Below are 18,815 nucleotides of genomic sequence, written 5' to 3'. Positions count from 1 at the left end.
GCCCAACCTAAGTTGGGCTTTTTATCAGCAACACACCCGCACCATGTCGCCTGACCAGCGACAGCCAAGCTAGCTGAGTTTACCCATCAACTTTTGCGCTTCGAGCTGTTGTTTTTCGTTACCATCAAGATTCACTTCATCCAATAATGCTTTGGCACTGTCGGCATCATCGATTTCCATGTAGGCCCGCGCTAAGTCAAGTTTGGCATTGATGGCGTTTTCTTCATCATCAACATCAATTAAATCAACGCCCTCAAAAAGCTGAGTCACTTCACTCATCACCATTTCAGGCTCGCGATATTTATCGCTATCATCAACCGGTTCATCCGCTTCATTCAGTAAGCGATCGATATCAATGTAACCATTATCTTTTTGGAAATTAGCTAAGTCTTGATCATATTTTGCTTGAGCGCCCTGCTCTTGGGCATCCAGTGCTGCTAATGCTTGATCAACCGTGAGTTTTGGGCTGTCATCGCTAACATCCAATATTGTGTCATCTTCAAGAACTGGCTCGACATCGGCAAGATTGTCCTCATCAAGATCAGCTTGCTGGGCAAACTCGGCTAAGAGATCTTCATCCGACAAGCTGCCGCTATCAAGTTCATTGGCTGAGGGTGATTTTAAATCATCAAATATCCCCCGGGATTTATCCGCAGGTTCATTGGCATCATCCGAATTTTCGTCAATATCATCCAGGCTATCAGCCAATTCTGACGCCAGTGGCTCACTTACGGAGGCAGTCGCGCTATCATCGGACGGCTCGACTGCGGCGTCATCGGCACTTTGCAACCCTTCAGGCGCAAAATCTAACGCAGGTTCAAGATCTAACTCAGCGGCAACGGCCGGTTCTAACTCTTCGACGGAGATATCAGCATCAGCATCAGCATCAGCATCAGCATCAGCATCAGCATCAGCATCAATGAGAGTATCAGCGTCTGCCACTGGTGCAACAGCCTGCAAGCCATCGACTTCATCTTCAGCGGCAACCGATTCGGCCGCGACGGCGCCTAAATCAGCGCTCTCTATATCCAGCTCAAGATCATCGAGACTATCAAGTGCGACGGCTGTATCTAGGCTCGCTTCTGCCTCTACCTCTGCCTCTGCTTCTGCCTCGGCCTCGGCCTCAATATCGACCTCTGGTGCTAATGTCAGTAAACCATCATCGACTTCATCTTCAGCGGCGACCGTCTCGGCCGCGACGGCGCCTAAATCAGCGCTCTCTATATCCAGATCAAGATCATCGAGACTATCAAGTGCGACGGCTGTATCTAGGCTTGCTTCTGCCTCTGCTTCTGCCTCGGCCTCAATGTCGACCTCTGGTGCTAATGTCAGTAAACCATCATCGACTTCATCTTCAGCGGCGACCGTCGCGGCCGCGATGGCGCCTAAATCAGCGCTCTCTATATCCAGCTCAACATCATCGAGACTATCAAGTGCGGGGGCTGTATCTAGGCTTGCTTCTGCTTCTGCCTCTGCTTCAATGTCGACCTCTGGTGTTAATGTCAGTAAACCATCATCGACTTCATCTTCAGCGGCGACCGACTCGGCCAGCATGGCTTCAATATCATCGCTATCGGCATCAAGTTCGAGCGCATCGAGGTTATCGAGTTCAGCGCTAGTTTCACCCTGAGAGTCGTCCGCTGCCTCTGGCGTTAACGCCTGCAAGGCATCCTCTAATTCATCTTCAACCGCGACCGACTCGGCCAGCATGGCTTCGATATCATCGCTATCGGCATCAAGATCGAGCGCATCGAGGTTATCGAGTTCAGCGCGAGTTTCACCCTGAGAGTCGTCCGCTGCCTCTGGCGTTAACGCCTGCAAGGCATCCTCTAATTCATCTTCAACCGCAACCGACTCGGCCAGCATGGCTTCGATATCATCGCTATCGGCATCAAGATCGAGCGCATCGAGGTTATCAAGTTCAGCGCCGGTTTCACCCTGAGAGTCGTCCGCTGCCTCTGGCGTTAACGCCTGCAAGGCATCCTCTAATTCATCTTCAACCGCAACCGACTCGGCTAGCATGGCTTCGATATCATCGCTATCGGCATCAAGATCGAGCGCATCGAGGTTATCAAGTTCAGCGTTGGTTTCCCCCTGAGAGTCGTCCGCTGCCTCTGGCGTTAACGCCTGCAAGGCATCCTCTAATTCATCTTCAACCGCAACCGACTCGGCTAGCATGGCTTCGATATCATCGCTATCGGCATCAAGGTCGAGTTCATCAAGACTATCAATTGGCTCGTCGACCGCTGGTGCTGGGTCCAGATCAGTCAATATTGCATCGAGATCTTCTTGTGAGGCCACGGCCTCATCGGTGTCTTGGGCGTCAACACCGAGTTCAGGTTCACCCGCAGCCAATAACCCGTCGGCATCATCGGCAGATTCGGCCTCAGACGCGTCCTCCATATCAAAGTCGAGATCTTGACTTAAGGCATCAGCATCATCGCTCTCTTGGATCTCGTTATCGGCAACGTCCTCATCAGGAGCATCTAAACTGGCGAGCAGTGAATCAAGATCGGTATCTTCCTCTGCTGCAGACTGTTCACCCATGGCCTCGGCCCACAGATCATCAAGAGATTGGCCTTCATCACCCGCAGGCGCTTGCTCATCATCGCTAGAAAGATCATCGCCAGCGAACATTTCTGCCGCCATTGCCATTTGATCATCTTCACCTAAATCAACTTCTGGCGCTAAATCGATGGCATCAAGATCAAGCAAGCTATCAATGGAGTCATCTTCTTCGTCTAAATGTACGCTTAATTCATCCTCAGTCGCAGCGGCAGCCGTAGCTGCAACAGCCGCGGCAGCTACCCCAGCGCTAGCAACCGTTTCAGGAGCAAGCTTAGGATCCGTGGCCGCACTATTATGCTGGCGACGACGTAACAACAAGCCAATGATCAGTAAAATTAATAAGATAAAGCCTGCGCTAATCCCCCCTAATAACCAGGGATTATCTAATAAGCTCGGTTGCGCTTCTTTAATAGGTACTGTGCTGTGCTGTTGCTGTAATGCATCGATTTCAGCTTTCAACATGGCATTTTGTTGACGACTCACCATCAACTGCTCTTCTAACTGAGCAACTTTCTCAATCACTTCTTCAAGCCGAGCTTTCAAATTTTGGTTATCAGTATTACTCACCAACAACTGATCTAGCGCTCTGGCTAATTCATCGGTTAACGCCAAATTTTTGGCCTGAGTCTCTTGCAAGGTCAGCGATAATTTATCGAGTTCGCTCGCTTCAACGACCTCAGCTACCGCAGGCTTAGGCGCTGGCACTTCGATCACTGGCGGTGTAGTGTTGGCAATCGCGGGCTTGGCGGCGCTGTCATGGTTGTCAAATGCTTGTTGCTTTTGCTTGCGGCTCAACCGTTTCCAGCTGGCGTCATCTTGTTCTGCACGGTTTTTAGCGAGTGCTGCCGGTATCGCCGCCATGTCAGCTGCCGAGGGGATAGTCAATATCATGCCTTTTTCGAGGCTATTGTAATTGTTGCTGGCAAAGGCGTGAGGGTTGGCTTCAAAAATCGCCGCCATGACTTGATATACCGTTAAACTTGGGTCGGGACGCGAAGAGACTGCGATACGCCAAAAGGTATCTGATGGTGTGGTAGGGCCATATTGCTGGACAACTTGTCGAGATTGGCCGTCGGGTCCAATTAACCTTAATGGTTCTGCCGCCTGTGCCGCGGTTGTTGCCATTGTCATCGACAGCGCCAACAACAATGGTTGCCATCCCTTAACCCAAGTTGTCATACGAAAATTCATCAATTCATCCCTTAGCAGCGCAAAATAGTTATCCGCCAAACACTTTTCTTAGGCAATTGTATTTATTGAAAATACTATAAACTAGAAACCACCTCTGAGCTAGTGAACCAAGTCACTCGCTTGGCGTTGTTACGCCGCCCTAGTCAATTTTTGCCCGTAAGAACCTTGCCGTAGCCACAAAAAAGCCTGCAAAATGCAGGCCTCTTTATCAAATGACTAGCCTAGAGGCCAAAATTAGTAGTAATCGCGGATCAAGATCTCAGCAATTTGGACACTATTTAATGCCGCACCTTTACGAATATTATCTGACACTACCCATAAGTTAATGCCATTTTCATGAGAAATATCATTGCGAACACGGCCCACAAATACGGCATCCGTACCGGCACCATCAGTCACGGCCGTTGGATAGTCACTATCCGTTTCAAACAGCTCAACTCCCGGAGCATCGACTAATACTGATTTAATCGCCTCAGCATCAACACTTTGTACGGTTTCTAAATGAATAGCTTCTGAATGACCATAAAACACTGGCACTCGCACCGCGGTCGGGTTCACAGTGATCTGAGTATCGCCCAAAATTTTCTGCGTTTCCCACACCATTTTCATTTCTTCTTTGGTGTAACCATTATCTAAAAACACATCGATATGCGGCAAGGCGTTAAACGCAATTTGTTTATCGTACACCTTAGATTCAGCCGGTAATCCTTGCAGCAAGCGCGCACATTGTGCCGCCAACTCTTCAATCGCTTCTTTGCCAGTCCCAGAGACCGACTGATAGGTGGCAACATTAATGCGACTAATGCCAAAGGCATCATAAATCGGCTTAAGCGCCACCAGCATCTGAATGGTTGAACAGTTTGGGTTGGCAATGATATTACGGTTACGAAAATCAGCAATGGCGTGCGGATTCACCTCTGGGATCACTAACGGAATATCTGGGTCATAGCGGAAGTGAGAGGTGTTATCGATGATCACACAGCCAAATTCTGCCGCAATGGGGGCCCATTTGGCCGATACGTCACCACCGGCTGAGAAAAAGCCGATTTGTGCCTGACTCCAGTCAAAGGTTTCAACATCGAGAATTTCTACTTGCTCGCCATGAAATTCGACCGTTTCCCCCGCACTACGACGACTGGCGAGTGGGAACAGTTTGGCGACGGGAAAGTTACGTTCCTCCAGAATTTCTATCATGGTTTGACCCACGGCTCCTGAAGCGCCCAACACTACAACATTAAATTCTTGCGACATTTTATTGACTGACTCCTGCAAAACCTAAACTGATTAACCAATCTAACTTACAACCCCCAGTTGATGCCAGTGACAAAGCACTAAATTCGCGTCGATGACGATGATTTTTTCTCATTTGATCAAAGCCAGTTACATTAGTCAGCACTTGTCTAAACATGGCATCATCATCTCGCACGTCATAGACCAGTCGAGCCAGAGATAATAACCGCCGTTGACTGTCGAGTTCTTGGCCGTGAAGTGAGGGGCTATTGGCTATCATAAGCTGCTGAAACGGGAACGGTGGCAATAAATCATCGAGAAGAATATCGGCCTTGAGACCCAACCATTGGCAACAAGCTTGGTAGAGTAAATAACTTCCGCGCGCCCGCCCCTCGAGACTGTAGCCAGCAATATGAGGGGTCGCAATGGTAACCCAAGGCACTAAGGTCAACAGGGGATGCGGTTCGTTCTCCCACACATCCAGCACTAAGGATAATTGCGCTCCAGCCGTCATAACCTCAACCAAGGCTTGATTATCTATCACGCCACCACGACAGCAATTAAGTAACCATGTACCTTTTGCTAATGTAGCGAGTCTGGCCTTATCAAACATATGCAGTGTGGGGTGTTCTCCCTCACGGGTCAGAGGCACATGCAAGCTAATAATATCACTGGCGGCAATGGCTTCATCGAGACTAACAAACTCACGGGGGTCGCCGGATTGTTGTAACAAGGGATCGCACAATAAGGGCGTCATCCCAATGGCGGTTAAGCAGGCGGCCAACGCTGACCCCGTATTGCCCGCCCCAATAATGGCCACCGTTTTGTCAGTTAATAGACACCCCTGTTGCTGGGCCAGCTCCAGCATACAAATAAATGCATATTCCCCCACCGCGATGGCATTGCAACCGGGGGCATTGGTAAATTGGATCCCCTGCGCAGCTAAATGGGCTTCATCGATATGCTCTTTACCAATTGTCGCGCTTCCCACAAATCCTAATTGCTGCGCCTCGGCGAGCAGCGCTGCGTTGACCTCGGTGACCGAGCGCACCAGTAAAATATCGGCGCATTGTAATTGCTGAGGCTGCAATTGGCGGCCATCGACTAAGGTCACCTCCCCTATGTCTGCAAACAATTCTCTGACATACGGCATGTTTTGATCCGCAATAATCTTCATCTAGTTTCCCTACTGATCTCGTTGCGCCTATCTTATACCAATCAGCGCAAATCTCGAATTTTCAGCGCCGCACTAAAGGCGATTAACATCTCAGGTAAACACCCCATCGCCGTACTGACAATATCGCCACAAAAAAGGGAAGCCTAAGCTTCCCTTTTAACGACATCATCAGCCAACAGGTTATTTATACTTGGTCATCACTAAGCTGGCATTGGTGCCACCGAAACCAAAACTGTTACTCATGACGGTATTCATCATTTTCTCAGTGTATTCAGTCACAATTGGTAAACCTTCCGCTTGAGGATCCAAGTTATCGATATTGGCGCTCTTAGCAATAAAGTTATTATCCAGCATCAATAAACTGTAAATAGCTTCATGCACACCCGCTGCACCTAAGGCATGGCCGGTTAATGACTTAGTGGAGGCGATGGCAGGCATATTATCGGCAAAGACTTCTTTCAGTGCTTCTAATTCACGCATATCGCCCACCGGCGTCGATGTGCCATGGGTATTGATATAATCCACGTCAGTATCGACGTCGGCTAAGGCCATTTGCATACAACGCACTGCACCTTCGCCTGACGGAGCGACCATGTCATACCCGTCTGACGAGGCACCGTAACCGACGATTTCGGCATAAATTTTAGCGCCGCGGGCTAAAGCATGCTCTAACTCTTCAACAACCACGATCCCGCCGCCGCCAGAAATAACAAACCCATCGCGGTCAGCATCATAGGTCCGAGAGGCACGTTCGGGGGTATCGTTATACTTGGTAGACAAAGCGCCCATCGCATCGAAGCCCATGGTTAGGGTCCAATCTACTTCCTCTGCCCCGCCCGCAAATACGATATCTTGCTTACCCATCTGAATGAGTTCGGCTGCATGACCGATACAGTGAGCACTGGTGGCACAGGCCGAACTAATCGAATAGTTTACGCCTTTAATTTTAAACGGAGTCGCCAAGCAAGCACTGGCTGTGCTCGACATAATACGCGGAACAATATAAGGGCCGACACGCTTAACTCCTTTTTCGCGCAAGGTATCAGCAGCCCATACTTGGTTGTGCGAAGAAGCGCCACCACTACCGGCCACTAATCCAACCCGCGGGTGAGAATATTGCGCTTCTTCTAGGCCAGCATCGCTAATGGCTTCCTTCATGGCGATGTAAGCATATGCAGCGGCATCACCCATAAAACGCAATGCTTTACGGTCAATATGCTCGCTAGGATCTAACTTTATATCCCCCCACACTAAACTGCGGAGTTTCATTTCTTCAAATTGTGCCGAGCGAGTAATGCCACTTTTTCCAGCTTTCAATGATTGCAACACCTCAGAGAGGTTATTGCCAATGCTAGAAACTACGCCCATACCTGTGATAACGACTCTTTTCATTGCTAACTATCCATTCCGTAATGTCAGGACCAAATTTTGCTGAGCTCATGGTATCGCTTTTAGTTCACTAAAGTGGTCAGCTTTCCATAAATGCAGGTAAAATGATGCCAATAGTTATTTTCGGAGTACAGGAAATTGCCGCATTTGGACTTTTCCCCACTACCAGCATCAACAGCACATACCAACATAGCACAGCAACCTGAGAGTGTAACAGTTAATGCCTGGGTGGGGTTACCTTCCACACCTGAACTTTGGTTAACCCAGCGGCCAACGCAAGCCTGTCATCTGTTAATATTGCTGAGCAAGCACGATCTTAAGCCCAGTAATATTGCCCGCTGGCAACATATAACGCCTGAGTTCCAAGATCTCTATCATTATTTTCATGATGAGCTGCATGCAAATGCCCTCGATGCGCCGCAAAGTCAGCGTTTTGAATGGCCAGATAAGCAAATTCGCCTCGATGTTCATTATTTTCCTGAGCCGCAGCAGCTACAACAATTAATCACACCAGCGCGTCAACGTGTCAGTCGGTGGTTTTGGCATCAATCAGATCCGCAATGGCTTCAGGCCAACATGTTGTGGCAGCTGGCGCGGTTAAGTCGCGATGATGCCAAGATTATCTTAGATGATCCCGAACTGAGATCGCGCCTTAACACCCACAATTTAGCGCAATTGGTGCTGTGCAGTTCAGCCGATGCCTTCGCGGCGTCGAGCGGTGTGCCGGACCCCATTAGCTTGGAACAACGGCAAGTATTGCGGCGCCAGCAATCACAAGCCTGTGGACACTTACCGCTGGATGAAGGCCTAGGTAGCATCGCCATCATCGGCGGTGGCCTTGCCAGTGCTCAGCTGGCATATAGTTTGGCACTGAGACAACGCCCCTTTTCACTATTTTGCCAAGATGAGAGACTCGCCGCCGCCGCGTCAGGTAACCGTCAAGGCGCCCTATACCCGTTATTGACGCCGGAACATGATTTACTCAGCCGTTTTTATAGCCAAGGGTTTGGCCTCAGTCGCCAACGCTTGCAATATTTGAGTCAACACCATCCCATTGCCCATGACTTTTGTGGTGTATTGCAAACCGGTCATGATCTACGCTCCGATGAGCGGCTCGGTCAAATCGCCTCGGCCGGCTTCCCTAGCGCATTAGTACAACACTGCTCCGCCGAGCAGAGTAATCAATTAGCGGGGGTCAATATTCAACATGAGGGCCTCTATTATCCCCAAGCCGGCTGGGTTGCTCCGGCGCAATTCACCCAAGCGTGCTTTGACGCTGCTGTTCCGTTCGGCCAACTGCATTTTAAGCAAACCATCAACGAGATCCGCCGCGAAGTCGAGGGTTGGTATTTAGTGACCAATGAGCAGCGCCACGGCCCCTTTGATCAACTGGTGTTGGCCAATGGCATTGGCATCAATCAGTTTACCCAGACCAAGGCGCAAGCCTTAAGTCCTTTTCGTGGACAAGTCAGTCACGTGCCCACTCATGCCCAGTTGAGCCCAATTAGCACGGTATTGTGTGCTAAAGGCTATTTTACCCCCCGCCATAATGGCAGCCATTGCTTGGGCGCTAGCTATATCAAAAACCCAAGCCATTGCGACTATAGCGACGCCGAGCAAACGGCCAATTTAGCCCAGCTACAAAGCAGTTACCCTGAGCAAGCTTGGACTGAGCAAGTGGATATTTCGGCGCACGAAGCCCGCGTGGGTATTCGCATGGTCAGCCGCGATCACTTTCCCGTTGTCGGCCTTGCAACTGATATCGACCGGCTTCAACACATAGCGCAAACGACTCACTTTCCCCAAGGACACAAGCAAGAGATTGCCGATTTTTGGCAACAGCAAGCCGCGCCAGTAGTGGCCGGTTTATATTTATTGGGGGGACTGGGTAGCCGGGGATTATGTAATGGTGCTATCGCCGCGGAAATGCTCGCGAGCCAACTGGGTGGAGAGTTTTTACCCTGTCATCAGCCCATGGTGGAAATGCTAATCCCTAATCGTTTATGGCTGAGAAAATTGATCCGGGGTAAACAGGTAAGATTTGATTAAGCCCGACACCTGCGTTAACGGCATCAGCACAATTAGACGCAGCCTTTAAGCAATGTACCCCAACGCATAGCGCATTGGGGCCGCAATATCTAGGTGTTAGCAGGCAATCAGCTGTGATGACAGCTCATGCCATGCATGCTGCACTAACTTAAAATCTGCATCTTCAAGTTCGCGACTGGCCAGCTGCAAACTCTGTTGCATCTTCAGCTGTAACTCATCAAAACCGCTAACGCCTTCTTGCTCCAATTGTGCTAAGGCAACCGTGACGTGCCCTTGCAGATAACCACTGGCGAAAAGCGCATCGTCATCCCCTTGAGCCACAATGTGTTCAATCCATTGGTTCAAGGTGTTATCGTATTTTTCCAACATGGTACTTCTCCGCTCATTCTGGATTGGCCACTTGGTACATCACATAATCATGATATCCAGTAGTCACTTTATAAAAACCAGCAAGGGCTTGGTCTAATTCTGGGTCGCCACTATCCACGATTAATGGCCGACCTTCAAGTGCTTTTAACTTAGTTTTTGTCGCCACTATGATGATATTGTCACGGCCGACTCGTTTGATGAATTCCGCAGACAATTGTTGATTACCGCGTCCTAAGATATGGCCTTGGCCACCGATCAAGGTGATCACTAGCTTTACCGGTCGATCCGCGGCTAATGCCACCAATTGCTCGGCGGTCGCATCGGCCAACAGATGTTGCTTATCCGCAATCACATCAACACCGAGCAAGGTATTATCAATACCCAGTTCTTCCATAATAAATGCCACGGTACTGCCTGAACCCATAATGAAATACTCATCATCCATTTGTTCAATCACATCGGCAGCAATATCGGCTAATACCAGATCATCACTTTCCTTGCCGCCCATTTTTACGGCTTGGATATATCGCGGCTCGGCCGGCACCAGCAGCTCGCCAAAGCGTTTGGCCCTCACTTGGCCACCACGAAAGGCGACCTCATCAATATCCATCACATCGGCGCAGGCCAAGTTAACTAACTGACCGTCAAGCAACATCGCCACGACAGTTCCGGACGCGGAGGGAGTGATACCGTACACGCCAGAGTGAATTTTAACCCCAGCGGGCACCCCAAGCACCACTTGCTGCTCAGGCACACAATCGAGTACATCACGAGCGGTACCATCCCCCCCGGCGAATAACAACAAATCAAGCTGAAACGGCATCATCGCGTGGATCAATTGTTGGGTATCGGCCGCACTATATGGCCCGTTGCTGTGATACACGACTTGATAGCTAAAGCCCATGCGCTCACAGACATCCGCGCCTAAGGCACCACTGCCGGTCATCATCATTAAGCGGTCTTTATAGGGTAATAAGGGCACTAACGCTTGGGCCATGCGTTCATTCGCTTTCGGGGTGGCACCAAGCGCTAACGCCAGCTCGGCCACATGATCACTTCCTTTAAGGGCGACACTGCCACCCAGCCCTGCCAACGGGTTGATTAACAGTCCTAAATGGAATTTTCGATTCATAGTACATCCTATTTGTCCCTATCCGTCACGACTCAGTACGGGCGCCAGCTCGGCCCCGCGCCACGATGCGTGCTTTATACTGGCAGTGACTGCCGAGTCCCCATGGCCGCTTGCGGTTTTGGAATGGCAGATAATGCGATTAATGAGCAGGCCGCACAAGCCGCCGCAAAGACCCAAGTCCACATGGCGCCTGAGCCATCTCCCCAGATGTAACCGCAAACCCAAATGCCCAGCGCCCCGCCTAAGCCAAAGCCTAAACTTGCATATAGGGCTTGCCCTTGGCTTTGGTGTGATTTGGCAAAGGCTTGATGCACAAACTGAATCGATGCAGCATGAACCAATCCAAAGGTAAATGCGTGCAGCAATTGACTGACCGTCAGCCACCAGAGTGACTCAACGGCAAACGCCAGTAATAACCAACGCACAACCGTCATCGCCGTGCTAACAACCAACAAGCAAGTCACGCCAAAACGGGCCAATAAGCGCGGGGCAAACATAAACATGATAATTTCAGACACGACCCCAAGCGCAACAAAAATACCGGCAATCGACTCGGTATAACCCGCCTGCTTTAAATAGAGGACAAAGAAACCATAAAAGGGCCCCGCACTCATCTGCAGTAACATTGCCGAAATTAAAAACCAAACAATCGACTTATTCAGTTTTTGCGCAGCCACATCACGACTCGCTACCTGCTGCTTATCATTCGGTAAAGGGAGAGAGCACAGCAACATGCCGATAAACAGCACCATGCCAATTTGCGGCAACACTTGCGGACCGAAGGCTTCAATAGCAAAGCCACCGGCAACCACTAAACAGATATAACCCATACTGCCGAAACTACGGATCACCCCATATCGATAAGCTTTGTCACCTAAGGTTTCTAAGGTAATCACCTCCAACTGAGCCAGAATCGCATTCCAAAAGAAGGTGTATATCGACAAGCTAATGGCCATATAGAGAAACGAGCCATCGTAGAAAAAACTGGTGTAACTCAAGGCCGCGACAAAAGCGCCCATTTTGATTAATTGAGCGCGCATCCCGGTTTTATCCGCGACTCGCGCCCACACATTCGGAGCAATAATCCGTGTGCCCATGACAATGGCCAGCAGGAAGCCAATTTGCTGAGGAGAAAAGCCCCTGTCATCAAAAAATACCCCTAAGTAGGGGACCATAATGCCAAGAATAGAAAAAAAGAAAAAATAGCAGGCGGACAACCAAATTAATGACGCCTGCGGCCGAGTGGATATCATTCACGCATTCCTAACACTGGGGTCGTTGATAACACATCATGATTTTGCGCTCGATGACGTAATAAGTGATCCATTAACACTATCGCCATCATGGCTTCAGCAATCGGTACCCCGCGGATACCCACACAAGGATCATGACGACCCTTGGTCACCACTTTAGCGGCATCGCCTCGTACATCAATGCTGTCGCCTTCGACGCTAATGCTTGAGGTCGGCTTTAAGGCTAAGTGGGCGATCACCGGTTGCCCCGATGAAATCCCGCCTAAAATGCCCCCGGCATGATTAGATGCAAAGCCTTGAGGCGACATTAAGTCTCGGTGCTCAGAGCCTTTTTGCTCAACGACGGCAAACCCATCGCCAATTTCAACGCCTTTGACCGCATTTATCCCCATCATGGCATGAGCAATATCGGCATCGAGCCTATCAAACACCGGCTCGCCAAGCCCCACAGGCACACCGTCAGCAACCACGGTAATTTTGGCACCAATAGAATCGCCGGATTTTTTTAAATTGCGCATATAAGTTTCTAAGGCATCAAGTTTGCTGGCATCGGCAAAGAAGAAGGGATTATTCTCAATCACGGTGCGATCTATATGCTCGCCGGCAATCGGACCTAGTTGGGATAAAAAGCCATAGATTTCGATGCCATGAACCTGCTGTAAATACTTTTTAGCAATGGCGCCAGCGGCCACTCGCATGGCGGTTTCACGGGCAGAAGAACGGCCCCCGCCGCGATAATCCCGCAGGCCGTACTTTTGTTGGTAGGTGTAATCGGCATGCCCAGGTCGAAACACATCTTTGATATTGGAGTAGTCTTGGCTACGTTGATCGGTATTTTCAATCAACAATCCAATCGAGGTGCCAGTAGTTACGCCGTTAAATACGCCAGATAAAATGCGCACTTGGTCGGCTTCGCGCCGTGCGGTAGTAAAGCGCGATGTGCCGGGACGACGTCTATCGAGATCATGCTGCATATCGGCTTCAGTTAAAGCTAAGCCCGGTGGACACCCATCAATAATGCAGCCGATGGACGGCCCATGACTTTCACCGAAACTGGTGACAACAAAATTCAACCCTATGCTATTTCCTGACATCAGAACCTCTCTATTCCATTATTTTTATGATGCGCTGTCATTGAAAAAAACGACACTCACGTGTCGTTTTAGGTTGCGATGGCATCATGCACTTAGGTCAATTATGCCCTGTCTTTATAGATGGCGAACAGTGATTCATTTTCAAGCAACTGATCACGGGTCAACACAAACACCCCATCACCACCGTGGTTAAAGCTCACCCAAGTAAAGGGGACTTCTGGGAATTGCTCCATTAAGTGCACCATAGAGTTACCGACCTCAACCACTAAGACACCGTCTTCGGTTAAGTAATCGGCCGCATTGGCAAGGATACGCTTGGTCAAATCCAAGCCATCACGTCCCGAGGCTAAGCCTAACTCTGGTTCATGGTGAAACTCGGCAGGCATATCCGACAAATCATCGGCATCTACATATGGCGGATTAGAAACAATTAAATCATATTGCGGGCCAACTGGAATGGCAGCAAACATATCAGATTGGATTGGGAACACCCTCTCCATCACGCCTAAGCCTTCGATATTAATTTGGGCAACATCAAGCGCGTCTTCGCTAATGTCCACGGCATCAACTTCAGCATCTTCAAACTCATAGGCACAAGCAATCGCAATACAGCCACTGCCAGTACAGAGATCTAAGACGCGATTGACTGACTTGTTATATAACCAAGGTTCGAATCGATTCGCGATCATTTCACCAATCGGTGAGCGCGGCACGAGTACGCGCTCATCGACATAAAAATCTAAGCCAGCGAAGCGTGCCACATTCGTTAAATACGGCACCGGCAAACGCTCGCGCACGCGGCGTAAGATCAGTTCAACGATCTTGTGCTTTTCACTGCTGGTTAAATTGGCATGGATAACCTGTTGACCGACTTCATCGGGTAAATGCAAAGCGTGAAACACCAAAGAGACGGCCTCATCCCAGGCATTATCAGTGCCATGACCGTAAAAAATGCCGGCATCGTTAAAACGACTCACCGCCCAACGCAACATATCGCCAATTGTCCGCAGTTCAGTGACCGCTTCATCCACAAAAATTTTATCCAAAACACACTCCAACAATAAGTCTCTGGCGCTATTGTAACTGAAGCTTGTTCAGAACACATAACCAATAGTGTGAAATTGGCGCGAGGCTAGGATTGGGCTGGGCAATAACATAGGTTACACTAGAGGGGATTGATTCATTTTCCCTTTAGCCAAGACAACAGTGCTTTCATGACCATTCAAAAAAACAATCTCAGCAGCTTTGCCGAGTTAATGGCTGATATTAAACCATTAAGGCAAGATACCCGCCATTTTGATACCCCAGTTAAAGCCAAGACGGTACTGGTCAGTCATAAGATGACTCAAGATGCCGCTGGATTGTTTTCCGATACCTATCAACCATTATTACCCACCGATGGCCCGATGCGCTGGCGCTCGCCCCAGACCGACAGTCTGGAGTTAAAACGCTTACGCCGTGGGGATTATGTGCCCGAGATATTGCTCGATGTCCATGGGATGCGCCAAGCAGAAGCCAAACTCGAACTCATTGCATTGATTGAGGCGTGTATCCGTGAACATTGTCACACCTGCTGTGTGATGCATGGCTATGGTCAGGGAATTTTAAAACAACAAATTCCATTGTGGCTGGCTCAGCATCCCAAAGTACAAGCCTTTCATCAAGCGCCAAAAGCCTGGGGAGGCGACGCCGCCTTACTGGTACTTATCGATATCGGTCTAGAAGACACGTTCGACTAAAGGGATTACACCGGACTACTGGCAGTCATCATGCTTGGCATAGTCATCGATTGATAACTCAGGCGTTCACCATGTTTATCTAATAATGCCACGGCGGAAGTGGCAAATAGCGGCGGTTCTTCGCCGGCCACCAATTCACCGATCAAATAACCTAACAATGGCATGTGACTGATCACTAAGACCTTATCGGCCTTATATTGCTCCGCGTAGGCCAAAATGACATCGGCAGCGATGCGAGGAGACGCGTCCGGAGTGAGATTATTTAGCTCGATGCAATGGCGCGGCTCACCCAATAACTCACGGACTTCCTGCCAAGTTTGCTGCGCACGAATATACGGGCTCACCAGCACTAAATCGAAGGGGCGATTATCCATTCGCAAACATTGAACCATAGTGCGTGATTGATAACGACCGGTTTCCGTCAGCACTCGCTCTTTATCGCAAGCGGCATCGAAACTGGCTTCACCATGGCGCATCAAAAATAACTGCATACTTCACTCTTGCATTGTTAAAAGGTGAATGAGCGCTAATTGTAGCCATATTCTTAATCGAGTAACACTCTAAATTTCGAAAACCCGCCGTCCTCTCGGCCGTCACTTTATGCGAAAGATAATCGGATGATTTATCCTCCGCTTAAGATTAGGCTGGTGAAATATAGAAAAGTCATTTGCCAAACCCGCCGCTGGCAATCAAGATATACTGAGACCATTCACAATGGAGCGAACCTTGGCCAACGCGCTAATTCAGATCAACACCAGTCATCACGATAATCGCCAGTATGGCTATCTCACCTTACCCAATCAATTACGGGTACTATTGGTCGCCGATGAGCAAAGCAGCCAAGCGGCGGCTTCGATGGCGGTCAATGTCGGTCATTTTGATGATCCAGCGCAGCGTCCTGGCATGGCTCACTTTCTAGAGCATATGTTGTTCTTAGGCACGGACAAGTTTCCAGATCCTGCCGAATATCATCATTTCATTAATCAACATGGCGGCAGTAATAACGCGTGGACCGGCACTGAGCATACCAATTTCTTTTACAGCATTCATGCCAGTCAATTGGAAGAATCCCTCGATAGATTTAGTCAATTTTTTATCGCGCCGACCTTTAATTGCGAGTTAGTTGACCGAGAACGCCAAGCCATTGAGTCTGAATTCAGCCTCAAGCTCAAAGATGATATCCGCCGTATCTATCAGGTACAGAAAGCCACGATTAATCAATCACATCCTTTTAGCCATTTTTCCGTGGGCAACCTTGAAACCTTGCACGGAGATCAACGCGTCTTACGCCAAGAGTTACTGGATTTCTATCAGCAGCATTACAGTGCCAATTTGATGACTCTGTGTATAGTAGCGCCCCTCGCACTGGATAAACTTGAACAGCTGGCAATGCAATATTTTGCGGGGATTATCAACAAAAATCTTAAAAAGAATTACCCTAATGTGACCTTGGTCGGTGCAACGGAGCAGAATCGACAAATTGATATTGTGCCGCTCAAAGATCAAAAGCGTTTAACACTAAGTTTCGCCCTCGGCGGGATAGATCACTTATACAAAACCAAACCTTTAACCTTTATCAGCCACTTACTTGGTAATGAAAGTCGTGGCAGTTTGTTGCATTGTCTCAAAGAGTTAGGGCTTGCCAGCAACCTATCTGCCGGTGGTGGTGTTAATGGTTACAATTTTAAAGATTATTGCATCAATATTCAGTTAACCGATGCTGGGCTTAAGCAGATAGATGATATTGTCACCTTATGCTTTGAAGCGATTTTATTGATCAAAACCGAAGGATTAATCGAGTGGCGTTACCAAGAGCGAGCCACCCTATTAACCTTGGCCTACAAATATCAAGAGCCGGTGAGAGCTTTAGATCTCGCCAGCCACCTCAGTATTAATATGCAGCACTACCCCGCCGACGATACCTTGTTTGGTGATTACCGAATGGATGGTTTGGATAGTGAGCAAACCCGGGAATTACTCGATTTGCTGGCGCCAGACAATTTACGACTGCAATTGGTTGCGCCCGACTTATCAACCGAACAACAGGCCCCTTGGTATTTCACCCCCTATCGCAATCATCAAATTGATCCCAAGCGCCTAGCCCGCTGGCAGGTGAAGCACTGGCGTGAACAATTGAGCTTGGCGCCAGTCAACCCGTTTATCCCTGACGTCACCGAACCTAAATATGAGGCCAATGTCAGCCCAGTGCCGACGGTGATCGCCCAAGGCAAGGGTTATCGCCTATGGCATAAGAAAGACGATGAATTTAACGTACCCAAAGCCCATATGTTCTTATCGCTAGATTCAGAATGTGCCAGCAAGACGGTCACCCATGCCGCCTTAACCCGTCTTTATGTGGAAATGCTGCTAGATTATCTGACAGAGGATACTTATCAGGCCGAGGTTGCGGGGCTGGGCTATCATATCTATTCTCACCAAGGCGGCATTACTCTGCATCTATCAGGCTATACCGGCAAACAAAATAAGTTGTTGGAGCTATTGATACAAAAGGCTCGTGAACGCAACTTCTGTCGTGAGCGTTTTGCGTTAATCAAACGTCAATTAATGAGAAGTTGGCAGAACCAGAGCCAAGCGAAACCCATTTCTCAGCTGTTCACTAGTTTAGCGGTCACCTTACAGAAGCGCTCTTATGAACCCCAACGCATGGCTGAAGCCCTCGCCGATATCGAAGTCGAGGATTTACATAGCCATATCAGTGCATTTTTCGAAAAAATTCATCTCGAAGGGCTTATTTATGGTGACTGGTTGGCTAAAGAGGCACAGTCCTTAGCCCATCATTTGAAAAAAATTCTGACCTTAGTGACTCAGCCAAGTGATGAATCCAGCCGTGAGCTCATTAACCTCGCGGGTTGTGGCACCCTGTATCGTGAGTTGGACATTGACCATCAAGACAGCAGTATCATTGTCTATTATCAATCTGAGCACAGCGATCCACGTGCCATGGCGATCTTTAGTCTGCTCAATCACAGCATGTCGTCTAATTTCTTTCATAAGTTACGCACAGAAAAACAATTAGGCTACATGGTCGGTACTGGCTACTTACCCCTGCACCGCCATCCGGGGATCATTTTCTATATCCAGTCTCCGGCCAGCGGGCCGGTAAAATTATTGCAGGCCATTGATGAGTTTATTGCGGATTTTACTTACGCCATTATGCAAATCACCACCGAACAATGGCAAAGCACTAAACAGGGATTAATTAACCAAGTCATGGAGCATGATGCTAACCTCAAAACTCGCTCTCAGCGCTATTGGGCGAGTTTAGGGCATAAAGATTATGCATTTAATCAGAGAGAACACGTGGTGGCTGACATTGAAAAACTGACCCGAGCGGATCTCATTAGTTTTATCATTGGCCATATGCGCACTCAACATGCGGACAGATTAGTCCTGCATTCCACCGGCCTTGCCCACCAACAACAATGCCGTTTTGAATCCAGCAATAAAATTACCGACCTACGCAATTTTAAAGAGCAGAGCAATCTCTTCTTACTGTAAATTATCAATCCAATGTTAACTCCCCTCTCGTTCTGATTGGGGGTAAACTATTTTATGACAACTATATCTATTTTATAGCATTCAGCAATATTGATTAACGAACGA

Annotated in this window: 13 protein-coding genes; 3 read left to right on the top strand and 10 right to left on the bottom strand. The window is 48.8% G+C overall.

From position 1 onward, the window contains the following. Nucleotides 1–69: 69 nt before the first annotated feature. The 4 genes from KU855_RS04970 to fabB all read right to left on the bottom strand — a co-directional run bounded on the left by KU855_RS04970 (nt 70) and on the right by fabB (nt 7,558). Entirely contained in the window at nt 70–3,759 is a 3,690-nt protein-coding gene (locus KU855_RS04970) for a FimV/HubP family polar landmark protein (RefSeq protein ID WP_218529202.1), read from the bottom strand. A gap of 234 nt (nt 3,760–3,993) precedes the next feature. Next, nucleotides 3,994–5,010 carry an aspartate-semialdehyde dehydrogenase gene (locus KU855_RS04965; RefSeq protein ID WP_218529201.1) on the bottom strand — a complete coding sequence of 339 codons (1,017 nt, stop codon included), beginning with the start codon at nt 5,008–5,010 and terminating at the stop codon, nt 3,994–3,996. A gap of 1 nt (nt 5,011) precedes the next feature. Next, nucleotides 5,012–6,166: a 4-phosphoerythronate dehydrogenase gene (locus KU855_RS04960; protein WP_218529200.1), complete on the bottom strand. Its 1,155-nt coding sequence runs from the start codon at nt 6,164–6,166 to the stop codon at nt 5,012–5,014. A gap of 180 nt (nt 6,167–6,346) precedes the next feature. After that, nucleotides 6,347–7,558 (bottom strand): beta-ketoacyl-ACP synthase I, encoded by a 1,212-nt coding sequence (fabB, locus tag KU855_RS04955; RefSeq protein ID WP_218529199.1) that lies wholly within the window; start codon nt 7,556–7,558, stop codon nt 6,347–6,349. 225 nt (nt 7,559–7,783) lie between these two features. Between fabB and mnmC the strand changes: the two genes are divergently transcribed. Next, nucleotides 7,784–9,604: an FAD-dependent 5-carboxymethylaminomethyl-2-thiouridine(34) oxidoreductase MnmC gene (gene mnmC, locus KU855_RS04950; protein ID WP_218529198.1), complete on the top strand. Its 1,821-nt coding sequence runs from the start codon at nt 7,784–7,786 to the stop codon at nt 9,602–9,604. 96 nt (nt 9,605–9,700) lie between these two features. Here mnmC and KU855_RS04945 read toward each other — a convergent pair whose 3' ends face one another. The 5 genes from KU855_RS04945 to prmB all read right to left on the bottom strand — a co-directional run bounded on the left by KU855_RS04945 (nt 9,701) and on the right by prmB (nt 14,498). Then, nucleotides 9,701–9,973 (bottom strand): YfcL family protein, encoded by a 273-nt coding sequence (locus KU855_RS04945; RefSeq protein ID WP_218529197.1) that lies wholly within the window; start codon nt 9,971–9,973, stop codon nt 9,701–9,703. A 13-nt stretch (nt 9,974–9,986) separates the two neighbouring features. After that, nucleotides 9,987–11,105: an ATP-NAD kinase family protein gene (locus KU855_RS04940; RefSeq protein ID WP_218529196.1), complete on the bottom strand. Its 1,119-nt coding sequence runs from the start codon at nt 11,103–11,105 to the stop codon at nt 9,987–9,989. A gap of 74 nt (nt 11,106–11,179) precedes the next feature. After that, complete coding sequence (locus tag KU855_RS04935; RefSeq protein ID WP_218529195.1) at nt 11,180–12,358, bottom strand: MFS transporter; 1,179 nt, start codon at nt 12,356–12,358, stop codon at nt 11,180–11,182. Then, complete coding sequence (gene aroC, locus KU855_RS04930; protein WP_218529194.1) at nt 12,355–13,452, bottom strand: chorismate synthase; 1,098 nt, start codon at nt 13,450–13,452, stop codon at nt 12,355–12,357. The genes KU855_RS04935 and aroC overlap by 4 nt, the downstream gene beginning before the upstream one ends. Nucleotides 13,453–13,553: 101 nt before the next feature. Further along, nucleotides 13,554–14,498, bottom strand: coding sequence for a 50S ribosomal protein L3 N(5)-glutamine methyltransferase (prmB, locus tag KU855_RS04925; protein WP_218529193.1), 945 nt, complete (start codon nt 14,496–14,498; stop codon nt 13,554–13,556). Nucleotides 14,499–14,666: 168 nt separating this feature from the next. On the opposite strand from prmB, the gene smrB reads away from it, so the two are divergent. Next, entirely contained in the window at nt 14,667–15,191 is a 525-nt protein-coding gene (smrB, locus tag KU855_RS04920) for an endonuclease SmrB (RefSeq protein WP_218529192.1), read from the top strand. A gap of 5 nt (nt 15,192–15,196) precedes the next feature. On the opposite strand, the gene sixA is transcribed toward smrB, so the two are convergent. After that, a complete protein-coding gene (gene sixA / locus KU855_RS04915; protein ID WP_218529191.1) occupies nt 15,197–15,682 on the bottom strand; it encodes a phosphohistidine phosphatase SixA in 486 nt (161 codons plus the stop codon). A 235-nt stretch (nt 15,683–15,917) separates the two neighbouring features. On the opposite strand from sixA, the gene KU855_RS04910 reads away from it, so the two are divergent. Continuing rightward, nucleotides 15,918–18,710 carry an insulinase family protein gene (locus KU855_RS04910; protein WP_256260880.1) on the top strand — a complete coding sequence of 931 codons (2,793 nt, stop codon included), beginning with the start codon at nt 15,918–15,920 and terminating at the stop codon, nt 18,708–18,710. Nucleotides 18,711–18,815 lie beyond the last annotated feature (105 nt).

The sequence above is a fragment of the Shewanella sp. NIFS-20-20 genome (assembly GCF_019209865.1).
Classification (GTDB): domain Bacteria; phylum Pseudomonadota; class Gammaproteobacteria; order Enterobacterales; family Shewanellaceae; genus Shewanella.
This window is presented reverse-complemented; position numbering and strand designations above follow the sequence as displayed.

Excerpts from the sequence above, each read along its gene's own strand:
- KU855_RS04970 (WP_218529202.1), bottom strand. The coding sequence starts at position 3,759 with ATGAATTTTCGTATGACAACTTGGGTTAAGGGATGGCAACCATTGTTG.
- KU855_RS04965 (WP_218529201.1), bottom strand. The coding sequence starts at position 5,010 with ATGTCGCAAGAATTTAATGTTGTAGTGTTGGGCGCTTCAGGAGCCGTG.
- KU855_RS04960 (WP_218529200.1), bottom strand. The coding sequence starts at position 6,166 with ATGAAGATTATTGCGGATCAAAACATGCCGTATGTCAGAGAATTGTTT.
- fabB (WP_218529199.1), bottom strand. The coding sequence starts at position 7,558 with ATGAAAAGAGTCGTTATCACAGGTATGGGCGTAGTTTCTAGCATTGGC.
- KU855_RS04945 (WP_218529197.1), bottom strand. The coding sequence starts at position 9,973 with ATGTTGGAAAAATACGATAACACCTTGAACCAATGGATTGAACACATT.
- KU855_RS04940 (WP_218529196.1), bottom strand. The coding sequence starts at position 11,105 with ATGAATCGAAAATTCCATTTAGGACTGTTAATCAACCCGTTGGCAGGG.
- KU855_RS04935 (WP_218529195.1), bottom strand. The coding sequence starts at position 12,358 with ATGATATCCACTCGGCCGCAGGCGTCATTAATTTGGTTGTCCGCCTGC.
- aroC (WP_218529194.1), bottom strand. The coding sequence starts at position 13,452 with ATGTCAGGAAATAGCATAGGGTTGAATTTTGTTGTCACCAGTTTCGGT.
- smrB (WP_218529192.1), top strand. The coding sequence starts at position 14,667 with ATGACCATTCAAAAAAACAATCTCAGCAGCTTTGCCGAGTTAATGGCT.
- sixA (WP_218529191.1), bottom strand. The coding sequence starts at position 15,682 with ATGCAGTTATTTTTGATGCGCCATGGTGAAGCCAGTTTCGATGCCGCT.